Origin of the sequence: Nocardia sp. NPDC050412 (genome assembly GCF_044458825.1) — a bacterium.
In the GTDB taxonomy this organism is placed as follows: domain Bacteria; phylum Actinomycetota; class Actinomycetes; order Mycobacteriales; family Mycobacteriaceae; genus Nocardia.
Genome location: NZ_JBITIJ010000002.1, coordinates 134,340 through 151,576, shown reverse-complemented (window position 1 = coordinate 151,576; position 17,237 = coordinate 134,340). Strand labels below are relative to the sequence as shown.

General features: G+C 65.4%; 17 protein-coding genes. 13 read left to right on the top strand and 4 right to left on the bottom strand.

The annotated features are described in order from the left end of the window. Positions 1-118 precede the first annotated feature (118 nt). Genes ACIBI6_RS04865 through ACIBI6_RS04855 form a run of 3 tightly spaced genes read left to right on the top strand, consistent with a single transcriptional unit; the run spans position 119 to position 3,781 of the window. On the top strand, positions 119-1,027 hold the full coding sequence (locus ACIBI6_RS04865; protein ID WP_364354885.1) for a LysR family transcriptional regulator: 909 nt from the start codon (positions 119-121) through the stop codon (positions 1,025-1,027). A gap of 32 nt (positions 1,028-1,059) precedes the next feature. Further along, entirely contained in the window at positions 1,060-2,502 is a 1,443-nt protein-coding gene (locus ACIBI6_RS04860) for an aldehyde dehydrogenase (NADP(+)) (RefSeq protein WP_364354882.1), read from the top strand. Position 2,503: 1 nt separating this feature from the next. Further along, positions 2,504-3,781, top strand: coding sequence for a glucarate dehydratase family protein (locus ACIBI6_RS04855; protein WP_364354879.1), 1,278 nt, complete (start codon positions 2,504-2,506; stop codon positions 3,779-3,781). On the opposite strand, the gene ACIBI6_RS04850 is transcribed toward ACIBI6_RS04855, so the two are convergent. Both ACIBI6_RS04850 and ACIBI6_RS04845 read right to left on the bottom strand, forming a co-directional pair. Then, positions 3,767-4,435 (bottom strand): cyclase family protein, encoded by a 669-nt coding sequence (locus ACIBI6_RS04850; protein ID WP_364354876.1) that lies wholly within the window; start codon positions 4,433-4,435, stop codon positions 3,767-3,769. The genes ACIBI6_RS04855 and ACIBI6_RS04850 overlap by 15 nt on opposite strands. Before the next feature lie 65 nt (positions 4,436-4,500). Beyond that, positions 4,501-5,058 (bottom strand): helix-turn-helix domain-containing protein, encoded by a 558-nt coding sequence (locus tag ACIBI6_RS04845; RefSeq protein WP_364354873.1) that lies wholly within the window; start codon positions 5,056-5,058, stop codon positions 4,501-4,503. Positions 5,059-5,151: 93 nt separating this feature from the next. Here ACIBI6_RS04845 and ACIBI6_RS04840 point away from each other — a divergent pair, with 93 nt between their 5' ends. Next, positions 5,152-6,747, top strand: coding sequence for a GMC oxidoreductase (locus ACIBI6_RS04840; RefSeq protein ID WP_364354870.1), 1,596 nt, complete (start codon positions 5,152-5,154; stop codon positions 6,745-6,747). A 3-nt stretch (positions 6,748-6,750) separates the two neighbouring features. Here the strand turns inward: ACIBI6_RS04840 and ACIBI6_RS04835 are convergent, their stop codons facing one another. Then, a complete protein-coding gene (locus ACIBI6_RS04835) occupies positions 6,751-7,197 on the bottom strand; it encodes a winged helix-turn-helix transcriptional regulator (RefSeq protein ID WP_364354867.1) in 447 nt (148 codons plus the stop codon). A 187-nt stretch (positions 7,198-7,384) separates the two neighbouring features. Between ACIBI6_RS04835 and ACIBI6_RS04830 the strand changes: the two genes are divergently transcribed. The 5 genes from ACIBI6_RS04830 (at position 7,385) to ACIBI6_RS04810 (ending at position 12,086) form a co-directional block, all read left to right on the top strand. Further along, complete coding sequence (locus ACIBI6_RS04830; RefSeq protein ID WP_396955338.1) at positions 7,385-8,830, top strand: MFS transporter; 1,446 nt, start codon at positions 7,385-7,387, stop codon at positions 8,828-8,830. Positions 8,831-9,049: 219 nt separating this feature from the next. Then, a complete protein-coding gene (locus tag ACIBI6_RS04825) occupies positions 9,050-9,454 on the top strand; it encodes a spore-associated protein A (protein ID WP_364354861.1) in 405 nt (134 codons plus the stop codon). A 394-nt stretch (positions 9,455-9,848) separates the two neighbouring features. Continuing rightward, positions 9,849-10,364, top strand: a complete 516-nt coding sequence (locus ACIBI6_RS04820; RefSeq protein ID WP_364354858.1) for a gluconokinase — start codon at positions 9,849-9,851, stop codon at positions 10,362-10,364. Then, complete coding sequence (locus tag ACIBI6_RS04815; RefSeq protein WP_364354855.1) at positions 10,361-11,134, top strand: glucose 1-dehydrogenase; 774 nt, start codon at positions 10,361-10,363, stop codon at positions 11,132-11,134. Before ACIBI6_RS04820 ends, ACIBI6_RS04815 begins: the two co-directional genes overlap by 4 nt. A gap of 25 nt (positions 11,135-11,159) precedes the next feature. Then, positions 11,160-12,086 (top strand): D-isomer specific 2-hydroxyacid dehydrogenase family protein, encoded by a 927-nt coding sequence (locus ACIBI6_RS04810; protein ID WP_396955337.1) that lies wholly within the window; start codon positions 11,160-11,162, stop codon positions 12,084-12,086. Here the strand turns inward: ACIBI6_RS04810 and nac are convergent. Then, complete coding sequence (gene nac / locus ACIBI6_RS04805; protein ID WP_364354849.1) at positions 12,080-12,991, bottom strand: nitrogen assimilation transcriptional regulator NAC; 912 nt, start codon at positions 12,989-12,991, stop codon at positions 12,080-12,082. The genes ACIBI6_RS04810 and nac overlap by 7 nt on opposite strands. Positions 12,992-13,266: 275 nt before the next feature. On the opposite strand from nac, the gene ACIBI6_RS04800 reads away from it, so the two are divergent. From ACIBI6_RS04800 to ACIBI6_RS04785, 4 genes are read left to right on the top strand one after another with little or no spacing between them, the layout of a single operon-like run. After that, complete coding sequence (locus ACIBI6_RS04800; protein WP_396955336.1) at positions 13,267-14,073, top strand: LamB/YcsF family protein; 807 nt, start codon at positions 13,267-13,269, stop codon at positions 14,071-14,073. Continuing rightward, positions 14,061-14,771 (top strand): carboxyltransferase domain-containing protein, encoded by a 711-nt coding sequence (locus ACIBI6_RS04795; protein WP_364354843.1) that lies wholly within the window; start codon positions 14,061-14,063, stop codon positions 14,769-14,771. Before ACIBI6_RS04800 ends, ACIBI6_RS04795 begins: the two co-directional genes overlap by 13 nt. Further along, positions 14,764-15,861 carry a biotin-dependent carboxyltransferase family protein gene (locus ACIBI6_RS04790; protein ID WP_396955335.1) on the top strand — a complete coding sequence of 366 codons (1,098 nt, stop codon included), beginning with the start codon at positions 14,764-14,766 and terminating at the stop codon, positions 15,859-15,861. Before ACIBI6_RS04795 ends, ACIBI6_RS04790 begins: the two co-directional genes overlap by 8 nt. Further along, positions 15,858-17,216, top strand: a complete 1,359-nt coding sequence (locus ACIBI6_RS04785; protein ID WP_364354837.1) for an MFS transporter — start codon at positions 15,858-15,860, stop codon at positions 17,214-17,216. Before ACIBI6_RS04790 ends, ACIBI6_RS04785 begins: the two co-directional genes overlap by 4 nt. Positions 17,217-17,237: the final 21 nt, after the last annotated feature.

Genomic DNA, 17,237 nt, shown 5'->3' with positions numbered 1-17,237 from the left:
TCAAGGTATCGGTTGATGCCGAATTGGCGTTGGACGAGTATCAGTAGCGAGTCATAGCCTGCGGAGAGCGCAATCTGCGGGCGAGGCGGAGTGCACGCCACAACGCAGGAGGAGAACGATGTCGATGCTGTCGCTGGAGCACGTCCGCGGCTTCGTCACGGTGGCCGAGGAGGGCAATTTCCGTCGGGCGGCCGAACGCCTGCAGATGACGCAACCACCGCTGAGCCGCCAGATCCAGAAGCTCGAACGCGATATCGGGGTGGAACTCTTCGACCGCTCCCAGCGGCAGGTCCAGTTGACCCCGGCTGGCGAGGTCTTCCTGACCGAGGCGCGTCGTCTCCTGGCCATGGCGGGCGCTGCGCCCGGCACCGCCCGCTTGGTAGCCGCGGGCGGGGCGGGCACGGTGCGGATCGGCTTCACCGCGGCGTCGGGCTTCGGATTCCTCGGCCGGTTCCTCAACCACATCGAGGCCGGGCTCGACCAGGTCGAGATCGTGCTGCGTGAGATGGTGAGTTCCGACCAGTTCGAGAATCTACGCAGCGGTGGCCTCGATCTGGCGCTGGCCCGCCCGCCGTTCGATCGCAGCGAATTCGATTCGCGGCTGGTGCATTCCGAAGGCTTGATGCTGGCCGTGCCGGAACAGCACAAACTGGCCGGGAACGGTCCGATCGCGATCGAGGAACTGGGCGGCGAGACGATGCTGGTGTACGCGCCGGGCCCGGCCCGCTATTTCGCCGATCTGGTTTCCGGCATCCTCGCGGCCGTGCCATACACCGCCACCCACGAACTCACCCAGGTACACACCATGCTCGCGCTGGTGGCCGCCGGACGCGGTCTGGCACTGGTACCGGAAACCGCCACCCATCTGCATCCCGACGGCGTGCGGTTCCGGCCGCTCATCGGCGTCGAAGATCCCGTTGTCCTGCACGCGATCTGGCGACGCGAGTGCGCCAATCCGGCGCTGCACCGAGTCATCGAACTGCTCGATTCGCTGCCGCCCGCACCACTGATCGCCACGATCGCTTGAACAGCACCACCGCCAACCTTCGGAAGGATTTCATGGACACCGACCTCGACGAACTAGAGCGGATCATCGCCGCGGCAACCGATGCCGCAGGCCGCCTAGCCGACACCACACCCACCGAACGCGCGCAGTGGCTCACCCGTATCGCCGACGCCCTCGACGCGGCCGCCGATGAACTCGTCCCGCTCGCCGCGGCCGAAACCCATCTGCCCGAAACACCGCGCCTGCGTGGCGAATTGACCCGCACTACCTTCCAGTTGCGACTCTTCGCCCAAGTGCTCGCCGATGGCGAATTCCTCGCCGCCACTGTGGATCACGCCGATCCGAGCTGGCCGATGGGACCGCGACCCGATATCCGGCGCAGCCTAGTGCCGATCGGCCCCACACTCGTTTTCGCGGCGAGCAACTTTCCGTTCGCGTTCAGCGTCGCGGGTGGCGATACCGCCTCGGCACTGGCCGCAGGCTGTCCCGTTGTCCTCAAAGCACATCCGGGCCACCCGCGACTCTCCGAACGGACCGGAGCCATTGTACGCGAGGCACTGACGACGGCCGGCGCCCCGGCAGGCACCTTCGCGGTCATCCACGGTGTCGAAGCGGGCACTACCGCACTGCGTCATCCGGATATCGCCGCCGCATCGTTCACCGGTTCCCTGGCAGGTGGCCGGGCACTGTTCGATATCGCATCGTCGCGACCGCGCCCGATCCCGTTCTACGGCGAACTCGGCAGCGTCAATCCGGTAGTGGTCCTGCCCGGAGCGATCCGCGCGCGCGGACAACAGATCGTCGAGGGTTTCGTCGGATCGTTCACCCTCGGCTCCGGACAGTTCTGCACCAAGCCCGGTGTGCTGCTGCTGCCTTCGGAGCACGGACTCACCGATGCGCTGACCGCGGCGGTCGCAGCCGTGCCACCACGGCCGCTACTCAACGACCACATCGCCAACGGCTTCCGATCGCGCGTCACCACCCTGCGCGACAATCCCACAGTCACAGCCCTTTCGGCACCGAAGGATCTACTCGCACCGACCTTACTGAGCGTGCAAGCCACCGATTTCCGGTCAGGCGGCGCGGCCCTACAGGCGGAATGCTTCGGCCCGGCGGCACTGGTCGTCGAATACTCGAATCCCGTTGAGCTGGAACAGGTTCTGCGCCAGCTCGAGCCCGGTCTCACCGCCACGATCGTTGCGGAGACCTCCGAGATCGACGATGTGCGTCCCCTGCTGCCGGCCCTCACCGCACTCGCGGGCCGACTGCTGTGGAACGACTGGCCCACCGGCGTCACGGTCAGCTGGGCCCAACAGCACGGCGGCCCGTATCCGGCCACTACCGCGCCGACCGCCACCTCCGTGGGCACCGCCGCCATCGCCCGCTTCCTGCGGCCGGTCGCCTGGCAGGGCTTCCCGGACGACCTACTTCCACCGGCCCTGCGCGAGGCCAACCCGTGGCGGCTGCCGCGCCGGGTCGACGGAAAGCGAGACTGACATGTCCCCTGTTATCACCGATGTTCGACTGACCCCGATCCTCATCGCGGACGCTCCCCTGCTCAATGTCGGCGGCGTGCACCAGCCGTATACGCCGCGCCTGATTGTCGAGATCGAAACCGACAGCGGCGCTCACGGTCTCGGCGAAACCTATGGCGATCGCGTCTACCTCGAACGCGCGGCCGACCTCGCCGAACAACTGATCGGCATGCCGGTCGCCGCGATCAACGCCATTCGCCTGCTCGGTGCGAACACCACCGGGGAGGTGCTGATCGACAACCCGATCGCGGGTGGTCTGCGCGGCACCCTCACCACCGATAAGGTCCGCCTCAGCGTGATATCGGCCTTCGAATCCGCCGCACTCGACGCCCACGGTCGCGAACTCGGCCTACCGGTGCACGCCTTGCTCGGCGGCAAGGTCCGCGACCGGGTCGACTACTCCGGCTACCTATTCTACAAGTGGGCCGAACATCCGTTCCCCGACGCACCGACCGACGACTGGGGCGAGGTGATCGACCCCGATGGCGTCGTCCGCCTGGCCGAAAAGTTCGCCACCTATGGCGGATTCCGCTCGTTCAAACTCAAGGGCGGTGTGTTCCCGCCGGAGGAGGAAGTCGCCGCGATCGACGCACTGGCCAAGGCATTTCCGGATCATCCGCTGCGGCTGGACCCCAATGGCGGCTGGTCGCTGGCCAGCGCAACGACTGTGGCCGAGCAGCTTTCGGGCGTCGTCGAATACCTCGAGGACCCCACCGCGCGCCGCGAGGATATGGCCGAAGTGCATCGCCGCACCGGAATGCCCCTGGCCACCAATATGATCGTCACCTCGATCGAGGAAGTCCGCCCCGCCTTCGATATCGATGCGGTCCAGATCGTGCTGTCCGACCATCACTTCTGGGGCGGACTGTTCGCCACCCGCGACCTGGCCGCGGTCTGCCACGCATACGGCAAGGGCGTCTCGATGCATTCGAACACCCACCTAGGAATCAGCCTCGCGGCAATGACCCACGTGGCCGCCACCGTCGCCGAGTTGACCTACGCCTGCGACACCCACTACCCATGGCAGCCCGAAGATGTGATCACCGAACCCTTTGTCTTCGAAGAGGGTGCCGTCACCGTCCCCGACGCACCGGGCCTCGGCGTCGAACTCGATACAGACGCAGTCGAGCGGCTGCACCACCGCTGGAAAGCCTTGCCGCAGTGGCACAATCGGGATGACATCGCGGGCATGCGCCTGGTCGATGCGGCATACCGACCGCCGACCTCACCCAAATACTGACAGATCGGTCCAGGCAACAGCCCGTAACGGAAACGAGCCCATCCCACGCACCGGCGCAGGCAGTGCGACCAGCCTGGCACCGATGTCGGGGACCGCGTCCAGGTTCGTCAACTGCTCGATGATCGGGATTCCCGCCCCGAGCAGCGTGTGGTGGCACGGTCGCGTCGGCAGGGATGTGTCATCGACGTCGAGCGAGTCGATGCCGACCAGTGCCACATTGGCGGCGACCAGCGCATCGGCTACCTCACCGACCAAGTACGGATGCCCGGGGCCTCGATACTCGGACGAACCCCAGCGCGCCGACCAGCCGGTGTGCACGAGCACCGCCTTGCCCCATAGCCGTGCCGGGTCGCCGAGCAGATCAGGTCCCACTACGCGGATTCCCGCCGCGCGGATCATAACGATCGGCACGTTGAACAGCCGTTCCAGCGGCAGCTCGGCGATATCGGCGCCGTCGGCATCGAAATGGAAGGGCGCGTCGATATATGTCCCCGCATTGCCGACGGTATCCACGCGCGCGATCTCGTGGGTCATGTCGACCAGTGCCGACCGGTCACGCGCGGTATGTATGGTGACTCGCGGTGCGGGCAGGCCCGGATAGGTGAGCATGCCGTCCGAGATCGGATGAGACAGCTCAACTATGGCCTTGCTCATGGTGATGACCGTACTCGCCGATCCACGCCCACGCGGCGAGCTACTGCACACTCTCGCCACGGGCATCACGTGCGCAGGCCACGCTCCAATATTGCCCATGCCTGCCGGGATGTGGCCTGTCTGGATTCCGGGTCGGTCTTCGCCAGCAGGGCCGCCAGCATCGCCACCGCTATGACGATATCCGTCGCCGTAAGGTCGGCGCGGATATCGCCGCGCCGGCCGGGGTCGTCGAGCATCTGGCCGATGAGGCCGAGCAGCCGCCAAGCCGCGCCGAGCAACTGCTCGTCCTCGGTGTTCGACGGATAGATCATGGCGAGGAAGGCCGCGGACGCTGTCAGCTGATCGACGATCAGGGCCAGCACGTCCCCGACCGTGGTCGCCGGGTCGGCGGCAAGTACTTCGATCTCGACGATATTTTCTTCGAATACCGCGAGCGCAATGCTCTCCCTGGTCGGAAAATGCCGGTACAGCACGCCCTGCCCGACACCTGCCGCGCGCGCTATCAAACTGAATGGTGCGTCGAAACCGTTCTCCGCAAACACAGTTCGAGCCGCTCGAATCAGAGCCGCTCGGTTTTCGGCAGCGGCTTTCGGTCCGGGATTTGCTCGGCGCGACGCTGTCATTCGCCCAACCTACCGCTTGACTCCTTCCACAGTCTCCAGCAAACTATCGACCCAACCGGACAAGACCGTCCGGTTATGTGAGTGAGGAAGAGCATGTCGGTGATCACCCGCCGGACCCTGTTGACCGCGACCGCGGCGGCCGGTGTCGCCATACTCGGCTCACGAAGCACCAACCCGACGCACGGTATCGCCGCACGGGTCAACAGCGTCCCGCTCACCCGCGAGGAACGCCGCGTCGTGGTGGTCGGATCCGGATTCGGCGGCGGGGTCACCGCGCTGCGCCTGGCCCAGGCCGGGGTGCCGGTGTTACTGCTCGAACGCGGGATGCGCTGGCCGACCGGGCCGAATTCGGAGACCTTTCCGCGCGCCTCGGCGCTCGACAAGCGGGTGCTCTGGTACCGGTCCAGCCCGACGTTATTCGGTACACCGCTGGTTTTCGAGCCCTACACCGGCCTCGTCGAGGCGGTACCCGGAGCGAATATGACCGCCCTGTGCGCCGCGGGCCTCGGCGGCGGCTCGCTCATCTACCAGGGCATGTCGCTGCAGCCCACCCAACCGGTATTCGATGCGAATCTGCCCGAGGAACTCGACTGGGCGACCATGGATCGAGTGCACTATCCGAGGGTGGCTCACATGCTCGGCCTCGCGGTGGCGCCCGACGAGTTGATCGCGGACCGGAACTACACGGCCGCACGCGTATTCGGTGATCATGTGCGCCAGGCCGGGCTGCCACTGTCGAAGATTCCGATGCCCATCGACTGGAACTACGCACTCGCCGAGCTACGGGGTGAGATGAAACCGTCGTACACCAACGGCGACGGCGCGATGGGCGTGAACAACGGCGGTAAACATTCGGTCGATGTCACCTATATCGCCGCGGCCGAGGCGACCGGCCGGGTGGAGGTGCAGACGCTGCACCAGGTCACCGATGTCGAACGCGGCGCCGACGGCCGCTGGGTCGTGTACGTCGAACGGCTCGACACCTCGGGCAATGTCTTGGAAAACAAGATCATCACGGCCAATGCCCTCGTACTGTCGGCGGGCAGTCTGAACACCACCAAGCTGCTGGTACGGGCCGGCGCGAAAGGAAAGATTCCGGACCTGCCCGATGGGCTGGGTCAGCAGTGGGGCACCAATGCCGACCGGATCTATGTCTGGACCGACCCCATCGCCGATTTCGGTGCGGCTCAAGGCGGTCCCGTGGTCTACGGAAGTAAGAACTGGAACGATCCCCAGGCCGCCTTCACTGTCATCCAAGCATCCATACCGCCGATGCAGATGGATGCCAAAAGCACCATGCTGGTCGGATACGGCGTGAGCGCCGACCGCGGCCGGTTCGTCTACGATTCGGCCAACGACGACGCGATCCTGCAGTGGCCCAAGAACGGCGACGCGAGTATCCAGAACAATCACATCGATCCGACCGTGCGCCGAATCGCCGGTCCGACAAGCATTTTGGTGGACACCAACGCACTGTTCCCGTCCACCTGGCACGCCCTCGGCGGTGCGAGCATGGGATCGGTCTGCGATCTCGATGGCCGGGTCCTGGGTCAGCGCGGGCTCTATGTGGTCGACGGTGCGCTGCTGCCGGGCAATGCCGCGGCATGCAATCCGTCGATGACGATCGCCGCCGTCGCGGAACGAGCCCTCGACCACCTGGTCACCCAGGACATCGGCACCGCGATCTGACGACTACGGGCGCGGCCAGGGGCGGCCGAGATAGCGCTCGATATCGATATTGAAACGCTGCAGGTAATCGGCGAAGGCGGCCGCGTCCTGCGGTGACCAGTCCGCGAGGATCGCCGCCAAGGTTTCGATCGATTCGTCGCGTTCGCGGTCGAGTTGCCGTTCGCCTTCGGCGGTAATGCGGAATTTGCGGGCCATGCCGCCATCCGGATCCGGGATGCGTTCCACCACACCGTCGCGCACCATGGCCGCGGTCCGCCGGTTCAGCGTCGACACGTCCTGGCCAACCGCCTCGCTCAACTGCCCGATCGTCATCGGGCCCGCCACCCGCAGCCGATTGAGCAATGTGTAGGTGTTGCGATCGAGTCGACGCCCGCCGAGCTGTCGGGAGGCGAGGCTGTACCGGCCGAACAGCATGGTCTCGAACTCGATCTTGTCGAGGGTTTTGTCCATTTCGGGTCCTTCTGCCGATCCGCGCCGACCTGCGCCTGGATTCCGTAGCACCAGATATACCACGCGATGTGCGTCACACACATCGCGTGCATCTAGCATGCAACATGTATATGCCATACAGTGTGCATTACGCACATCGTATGCGTCCAACATTCTTTTCCTGATTTCCACCAATATGGAGACGCGCGTGAATACTCCAAGCCCCGTTGCCCGGCCAGGCGGCGTCCTCGCCGTGCTGGCCATCGCAGGCATCGTCGCCTCACTCATGGCGACACTCGTCATGCCGCTACTCGGTGAGCTGCCGCAGCTGCTGCACACCACCTCATCCAATGCCACCTGGGTGGTCACGATCACCCTGCTGGTCGGCGCCGTGATCACTCCGGTCGCCGGACGACTCGGCGACCTCTACGGCAAGCGGCGGATCCTGCTCGCCTCGATCGTTCCTTTGGTCGCCGGATCACTCGTCTGCGCCGTCGCGACCTCGATCGTGCCGATGATCATCGGCCGCGGCCTGCAGGGTGCGGGTGTCGGCATCATTCCGTTGGGCATCAGCGCGCTGCGTGATCTGCTGCCGCCCGAGCGGTTGGGTGCGGCCATCGCGCTGATCAGTTCGTCGCTCGGCATCGGCGCCGCCATGGGCCTGCCGCTGTCCGCGGCAGTTGTCGAATACAGCAACTGGCGGGGGCTGTTCTGGGGCTCCGCCGCACTTGCCGCGCTGGTCGGTGTGCTGATATTCGCGATCATCCCGGATACCCCGAACAGCGGCGGCACCGGACGTTTCGACGTACTCGGAGCGATCGGCCTCGGTGCCGGACTCGTATCGCTGCTGCTCGCGATCTCCAAGGGCGCCGCTTGGGGCTGGACCAGTGCCAGCATCCTCGGCTTGTTCGTCACCGCGGTGGTCTTGCTGTTGGTCTGGGGTTGGTGGGAGCTGCTGGTCGATGCGCCGCTGGTCGATCTGCGCGTGACCGCACGGCCGCAGGTACTGCTGACCAATGCCGCCTCGGTCGTAGTCGGTATCGCCATGTACTCCCAGTCGCTGGTCATGCCGCAACTGCTGCAACTGCCCACCGCCACCGGTTACGGCCTCGGCCAGTCGATGATGGCGATGGGACTGTGGATGGCACCGGCGGGTGTCGTCATGATGCTGATCTCGCCGGTCGGCGCCAAGCTCTCGGCCGCCCGCGGTCCCAAGTTCACCCTGGTCATCGGATGCCTGATCATCGCGTTCGGCTATGCCGCCTCGATGGCGCTGATGGGTTCAACATGGGGGATGTTGGCCGTCACCGTAATCATCAGTGCGGGAACAGGTTTCGCCTACGGCGCGATGCCCGCGCTGATCATGGGTGCGGTCCCGGTATCGGAAACCGCTGCCGCCAACAGCTTCAACACCCTGATGCGCTCGGTTGGCACGTCTGCCGCTGCTGCCGTGATCGGAGCGGTGCTCGCCCAGATGACCGTCTCGATGGGCGGGCACGCGATTCCGACCGAAAGCGGATTCCGGGTCGCACTGCTGATCGGCTGCGGTGTTGCCGTACTCGGTGCCGCGATCTCGGCGACCATCCCGAACCGCCGGACTCCGGACTTCTCCGAGCCCACCATCTCCGCGGAACCCGTCGCAGTCCGGGTGTGACGTGCCGGTCTGCACCGACCGTTGGAAAAAGATTTCCGCCCGGCGCTCTGATCCGGTGCGAAAGTTCCCAGATCTGGAAGGCCGCAAATAGCCGGTTATCAACTGCTGCCGTAGGTTCGGCGTGGCAGCAACGATGGTGCCCGAGTTTGGCGGCCGAGCACGCGGGGTAAAAAGCCGAACGCTAGATGTCACATGGATGGAAGAGGGAAGGGTTCGACCTTGAGCAACGCCAAAAAGCTGATCGCCGCATGTGCGGCCGCAATCGGGATCACCGCTGGGATGGCGGTATTCCTCCCGGCCACCGCGTCCGCGGCAACATACGACGGCCAGTGCGGTGGCGGCTTCAAGGTGATCGACTCGCACGAGTTGAAGGGCGGCACAGTCTTTCTCACCTACGACGGCCGGACCAACTGCGTAGTCACCGTGCGCGATAAGCCGGGCGACCCGATCTCGATGGGCGCCGCCGTCCGGCAGTCGAAGGACCACTCCCAGGTGGTCATAAACGACGACCGCGTCTTCTCCGACTTCGCGTACGCGAAGGTCGAAGCGGAAGGCAAGTGCATCGACTGGGGCGGGCGCATCAAGGACGACCTCTGGGAGGAATTCGGAGTCCACTGCGGATAACTTCGGAGGTCCACTGCGGATAACCGAGCCCCGCCCCACCGACGGACCAATGGCCGTCGGTGGGGCGTGCTACCAGCCATAGACCGAAAAGAGCCCTCCGTCGGCGATACGCCGCATCGCCACGCGGCAGGAGTCGATCATGTACTCGGTAGTTCATTCACCGAGAACCATTGCAGCTCAGCGCATTTCTCTGGCTCGCGATTTTCAGGTCCCCTGCCGGCTATGGAGTGCGTGGGGCACCTGGAAGCGCCCGATCTTCAGCCGCCCTCGCGGTTCATCCCTCGTCTTTCGTTATGACGTCCTCCAGGACTCGTATCACCTGATCATTGCCCCGACGCGACATGTTCGGGCATGGTCGATCTGCGTATCTGGACACCGGCGGACGGGAATATTCATGGACGGCGATCGGCGACCCCACATTGTGGTGATGGGCGTGACGGGTTGCGGGAAGTCGACGATCGCGCGGCGGGTCGCCGAGATGACGGGCGGCGAGTTCCTGGATGCCGATGATCTGCATCCCCCGTCGAATGTCGCGAAGATGGCCGCAGGTATTCCGCTGACGGACGCGGACCGGGCACCGTGGCTCGAGGCCGTACGCGACTGGATGTGCACACGAGGTGCCGGTGTGGTGGCGTGTTCCGCGTTGCGGCGACAGTACCGGGATGTGCTCCGAAATATCTCTGCACCAGTCGCTTTCGTGCACCTCCATGGCTCGCCCACCACGATTCGGTCGCGGATGGCGGCACGACGCGGGCATTTCATGCGGCCCATCCTGCTCGATTCTCAACTCGCATTGCTGGAGCCGCTCGGGCCGGATGAGTTCGGGATCGTACTGGATGTCGGGGCGGGGCCGGACGATATCGCGCGGTCGGTGGTCGGGTTCGCTCGGGACCGGGCGGTGGCGCGGTGAGTGCGCATCGAAGTTTCGATATCGAGGGCAAGATCGCCCTGGTCACCGGCTCGAGCCGCGGTATCGGATATGCGCTGGCAACCGGGCTCGCCGAGGCGGGAGCGACGGTCGTCCTCAATGGCCGTGACGCGGCGGCACTCGCCCGCAGCCGGGACGAGATCGCAGACAAGACCGGCACGGTAGTCCACGTTTGTGCATTCGATGCGACGGACTCCGCGCAGGTGACCGCCGCGGCGCAGCAGGTCGAAAAAGAGATCGGCCCGGTGGATATCGTCGTGAACAACACCGGAGTCCAGCATCGCAGCCCGCTGCTCGAATTCTCCGACGCAGATTTCCGTCGCGTGCTCGATACCAATCTGTTCAGCGCCTTCTGCGTGGGGCGCGAATTCGCACGCGCGATGGTCGAACGTGGACGCGGCAAGATCGTCAATATCTGTTCGGTGCAAAGCGAATTGGGCCGGGCGGGGATCGCGCCGTATGCGGCGAGCAAGGGCGGGCTGAAGATGCTCACCCGCGGCATGTGCGCGGATTGGGCTCCACTGGGACTGCAGGTCAATGCGATCGCGCCCGGCTACTTCGATACCGAGTTGACGGCCGCGCTGGTGAACGACGCCGATTTCAGTGACTGGCTCACCAGGCGCACACCGGCCGGACGGTGGGGACGTACCGACGAATTGGTGGGTGCGCTGCTGTTTCTCGCCTCGCCCGCATCGGATTTCGTCAACGGCCAGATCCTGTATGTCGATGGCGGTTTGACCGCCGTCGTCTGATCCACTTCCAGCTCGAAAGGCAACCGTGCCGAATATCAGCCGTCCGCGAATCCATCTCGGTCCCGATTCCGACTCCGCCCTCGCCAAGGGCATCGAGCAAGGCGGCGGCATTCTCGTTCCACTCACCGACGCGGACGCGGTGGTGTGGACGCAGGGACCGGCCACCTTTCCCGACCTGCTGCCTGACGCAGTGCGCTGGGTGCAGTTGCCCGCCGCCGGCGTCGAACCCTGGATCTCCGCCGGGATCATCGATGAGACTCGCGTCTGGACCTCAGCGGCCGGTGCGTACGCGCGCAACGTCGCCGAGCACGGCGTCCTGCTGCTGCTCGCCGGTGTACGGGTCCTTGCCGAGCAGGTACGCGCGACATCCTGGCGCAAGTCGGATTTCGACCCACGGGTCGGGACGCTGCACGGCTCGACCGTGGCAATCGTCGGCTGTGGCGGCATCGGCCGTGCCATGATCCCCTTGCTCACCGCATTCGGTGCACAGGTACTGGCAGTCACCCGGTCGGGCGCTCCGGTGCCCGGCGCCGCCGAGACGGTCGCGGCGGATCGGATAACCGAAATCTGGTCGCGAGCAGATCATTTCGTGCTCGCCGCACCGGCGACACCGGACACCACACACCTCGTGGATGCGGATGCTCTCGCCAGAATGAAGTCGACCGCTTGGATCGTGAATGTGGCTCGTGGCTCGCTTATCGATACCGATACGCTGGTACGCGCACTCGAGGACGGATCGATCGGCGGCGCCGCCCTGGATGTGACCGAACCCGAACCGCTTCCGGCGGGCCATCCCCTCTGGACGCTGCCCAACGCCATCGTCACCCCGCATGTCGCCAATCCCGCGACGGGCCTCACCGCGGTGCTCGCCGATCATGTCACGGCGAACGTCGAACGGTTCGCCACCGGACAACCGCTGCTCGCGACCATCGACATCCGACGGGGTTATTGAGCCGTGCGCCCCGCACTGTTCCTGACGTAGTTGGCGACGACAGCGCGCAGTATTTCGCGCACGGCCTCCGCCGGTTTCGAGAGCGGCTGATTGGTCGGGGTGCCCAGCGATACCTGGACCGTGATCGGCGGTTCGATGCGGCGCAATTCCAGATTGTCGACGGTCATGGTCCGGCGGGCCACCGATAACGGTAAAACGGTGGAGCCCAAGCCATTTCGCACCGCCTGCGCCATCAGCGCCACCGACTCCACCTCTCCCACGACATGCGCATGTTCCAGCGCGTGATCGTAGGCCTGCTCCACCACTTTCCGGATGGTGTGCATCGGGCCGGGCAGCAGCAGCGGCAGGCTCTTCAGCTGCGCGATCGAGACCGCGGAACCGGTCGTACCCGGCAGCCCGGTCCCCGCCGGGGCGACGACCATCAGTTCCTCGGTGAGCAGCGGCTCGAAGGTCACACCCTTGATCGGTCCGGTGTCATACAGCAGCGCCATATCCATCCGGCCGGTCATCATCGCCTCGCTGAGCACGCCGCCGAAGTTCTCGTTGATGTGCAGCAGGATGCTCGGATACCGCTCACGCACCGCGGTCAGCAACGGCAGAGCGATCGCGTTGACCGTGCTGTAGGGCGCCAGCCCGACGGAAACACCGCCCGCCAGTTCGCGGCCGACCACACTCACCTCGGCCTGTGCGCTCTGCACCTGACGCAGGATGATCTGCGCGTGCCGGTACAGCGCCCGGCCCGCGTCGGTGGGTTCAACGCCTTGTTTGTGCCGGATCAGCAGTTGCTGACCGAACTGGGCCTCCAGGGCCGTCATCTGCTGGCTCAGCGCGGGCTGCGCGATGTGCAGGATATCCGCGGCACGGGTGATGCTGCCGGCATCCACGATGCGCACGAACGAAAACAAGCGTCGAGTATCCACGTCGTCGATCCACCTTTCTCGCAGCAACGTCGTCGCACGCGATGATTTCCGTATTGTTGCTCTGCGGAAACGTGGCGGTACCGAATTCACGGCCGACATTGTGAGCCCACCGCATAGTCGCTGCTCAGACACCATAGAGGTTCGTTATCGCCTCACTCGAAACCGGTATTACCCGCGCCGGGGCGAACCTGCGTAGCGTCCTTTTACACCGCACGTTCACTCATACGGTGCTCGCAGTTTCCCACCCCGCGGAGGCATCCATGGCATGGAAGATCGATCTCGTCGCCGATATCGGCGAGAGTTTCGGGGCGTGGACGATGGGCGATGACAACGCGCTGCTCGACGTCCTCACCTCCGCCAATATCGCCTGCGGTTTCCACGCGGGCGATCCGCAGACCATGGACCGGACGGTCGGTCAGTGCGTTGCCCGCGGCATCGGTATCGGCGCGCACCCCAGCTTTCCGGATCTGGTCGGCTTCGGTAGGCGGGCCATGGACCTCTCCGCCGACGAGGTGCGCACCGATGTCCTGTACCAACTCGGCGCGCTGCACGCCTTCACCGTCGCGTACAGCACCACGGTGTCGCATGTGGCGCCGCACGGCCGCCTGGGCAACCTGGTGGCGACCCGCGCCGACTACGCCGCGGCCGTGGTCGATGCCGTCGGGTCGTTCGATCCGAACCTGATCGTGCTCGCCCAGGACGGCGAACTCGCCGACCACGCTCGCGCACAGGGGATTCGGGTCGGAATCGTCGGCATCGTGGATCGCGCTTATCGCGCAGACGGCACCCTCGTCCCGCGATCCGAGCCGGGTGCGGTCATCCACGACCCCGAGGTCCTCGCCCGCCGAGCGGTGCGCATGGTGACCGAGGAGATCATCGAATCCGTCGACGGCACAAGCCTTTCTGTCCGTCCGCACACACTGCTTCTGCACGGCGACAACGCAGACACAGTACGCAATGCACGGGCGATCCGGACCGCGCTCATTGCGGCGGGTGTGCACATCGTCCCGCTGCCCGAGGTACTCGCGGATCGTGCCGGTAAGGAAAACGAACCATGTCCGGTGTAGCGGGAGTCGCCTTCCGGGTCGTGGCCTGCGGTGATTCCGCCGTACGCGTCACTGCGCAGGGTGCCGACCGAGAAGAATGCTGGCGAGCTGTGCACGCGATCGCTGCCGCGATCGACACCGATGCGGACCGCTTCGCGATTACCGGCGTCATTCCCACCTACGACGCCGTGCTCATCGAATTCGACTGCGCGGCAAGCACTCACGACGATATTCGACAGCTGCTCGCGAATCTCGTACGAGATTCGGTAGCACCGACGCCACGCCCGGCCCGGCATTTCGATATCCCCGTGGTCTACGGCGGCGAGTACGGTCCGGATCTCGACGACGTGGCTGACCAGTTGGGGCTGTCCCCGGCCGAGGTGATCCGCGTGCACGGATCCTCACCACTCACCATGCGCTGCTTCGGATCCCCAGGCGGCGCGCCGATGCTCGACGGTCCCGCCTTCCCGCGGCCGGTACCCCGACGCGTCGTCCCGCGCCCGCATGTACCCGCCGGAGCCGTGGCAGTGGCCGGTCGACAGGCTGTCGTTTCGGCACGGCCAGCGCCCGGCGGATGGCCCGTCATAGGTCGAACCCCGCGCACCATGGTCGACCCGACGACCGAGCCGCTGTCCGCCTTCCGGCCCGGCGACACGTTTCGGTTCCATGCCATCGCGGCCCACGAATGGTCCCGGTTCGAGGGGGTGCTGCATGGCTGAGACCATCACCGTGACGATCCCGGGGATCACCACCGTCCAGGATCTTGGTCGCCGCCGAGCCTCACGGATCGGCCAGCTGACCGGCGGTGCCCTCGACCAGTACAGCGCCGAAGTCGCCAACGCCCTGGTCGGCAGTGCGCGCACGGCACCGCTGCTCGAACTGGTCGCGCTGGATTTCGGTGCCGTCGCGAGCACCGATCTACTCGTCGCGATCACCGGTGCACCCGCCGACGTATGCGTCGACGGTGTCACCCGCTCCCAGTGGGAACCGTTCATCTGGGCGGCAGGCACCGAACTCACCGTTCGCGGCATCCGCGACGGACTTCGGGTCTACGTCGCGGTGCACGGGACGATTTCCGCGAACTATCTGCTCGACAGCTGCGCTCCGGATCCGGTACTCGGTTTCGGTCGACAACTGACTGCGGGGGCAAATGTCGACGTCGAGATCGACGGGCCGCTACTCGACCACCCACATTTCCGAATTCCGTTGTTCCACTTCGGCATTGCACGCCCCGCGCTCACCGGAATTTGGACCATCGATGTCACCGATGGACCCGATATCGCCGAATTCGGCAGCACCGCCACGCGACTGTTCGATACCTCGTTCGTCATCGGCGACAACAGCAATCACATCGGACTCCGGCTCAGTCCCGATGGTGCCGTCCCGCAACGAGAGAGCCGGACCGAGGTCTTATCCCGGGGCGTACCGATCGGAGCCGTCGAAGTGCCCGCCGGAAACGAACTGCTCGTGCTGCACCGTGGCCGCGGCGTGACAGCGGGCTATCCAGTGCTCGCAGTCGTCACCGCAACCGGCTTGTCGCAACTGGGACAGGCCCGGCCCGGTCAGCGAGTCCGATTCCGGCACATCGGCATTCCCGACGCGCTGCGCCGCTACCGCGCGCAGCAGGCCGCGATCGATCGACTACGCACCCGTGTGGCAAATGCCTACGACTGCCTCCGAATTCCCATCCACACCAACACTTGCCACCGGCCCGGTCTGCACGGTCAGGCCCCGAATGCGGCAGCTTGCGTAACCACGCAGGGGCCCCGCGCAGACCAGATCCGCCACAGTCACCTGGAGTACCCATGACCGACACGATCTCTCCGGCCCCGGCCGGGTCCGTGCCCACCGACCACACGCATGCGGCGCCGTCCGGCTCGATCCGCAAGGTCGTACTGGCCGGCTGCGTCGGCATCTTCGTCGAGCTATACGACAACGGCATCTTCGCCTTCATGGCAACCGCCCTTGCCATCGTGTTCTTCGATGTTTCCAAGTCGAGTGACGCATTGCTGCTGGTCTTCGCCGGATATGCGATTTCCTTCTTCGTGCGTCCGCTGGGCGCGGTGGTCTGCGGCATCCTCGGCGACAAGATCGGCCGCCAGAAGATGCTCGTCTTCGTCATCATGCTGATCAGCGTCGCGACGGCAGGTATCGGTGTCCTGCCGACCTATGCGGCCATCGGCGTCGCGGCACCCGCGTTGTTGATCTCTTTGCGGTTGGCACAGGGATTCTCGGTCGGCGGTGAGGCCGCCGGTGCGATGACCTTCCTCGCCGAACATTCGCCCGAGGGCAAACGCGGACTGATCACCAGCTACGCCCAGATCGCCTCCTTCCTCGCCCTGCTTACCGGGACCCTGGTCGCCTTCACGATGTCCCCGTGGTTGAACGCGAGTGCCATCCACGGCGGCGGATTCGGCAGCTGGGCCTGGCGGATTCCATTCCTCATCGCGATCCCGATGGGCCTGATCGGCTGGTACATTCGCCGCGCCATCAGCGACACCCCGAATTTCGGCAAGCTCAAGGAATCCGGCGGCCTGTCACGCAACCCGCTGAAAGAAGCGTTCGCGACGCCCGAACACCGCAGGGCCATGCTGCTCGCCCTGTTCATCCCGTTGATGAACGGCTCCGGCTATTACGTCCTGTTCTCCTACATGCCGACTTTCCTCAAGGGCGACAAGATCGGATTCTCCACCGGCACAGCACTTATCGTCACCGCCGCCAGTCTGGTGGCGATCAGCATCGCGATTCCTTTCATGGGTGCACTGTCGGACAAGCTGGGCCGTAAGAAGGTGATCGCCGGTGCCGCGATCGCGATGGCCGTCGGCGCTATCCCCTGCTACGCCCTCATCGCGACCGGCAGTTTCGCACTCGCGGTGCTCGGCGCCTGCATCATGGCCGTCATCTTCGCCGGGCACACCGCGGTCATCCACATCCTCATCGTCGAACTGTTCCCGACCCGGGTCCGGTACTCCGCCTACGGGCTCGGCTACAACATCTCATCGGCGCTGTTCGGCGGCACCGCACCGCTGCTGATGACCTGGCTCATCCCGCATTTCGGCATCTACGTCCCGGCCGTCTATGCCGTCGCCACCGCACTCGGCACGCTCGCGGCGGTCAGCACCGTCACCGACCGTGCCCACCTGCCCCTGCGCGACACGCTCTGACCACAAGCAGAACGGACTCAC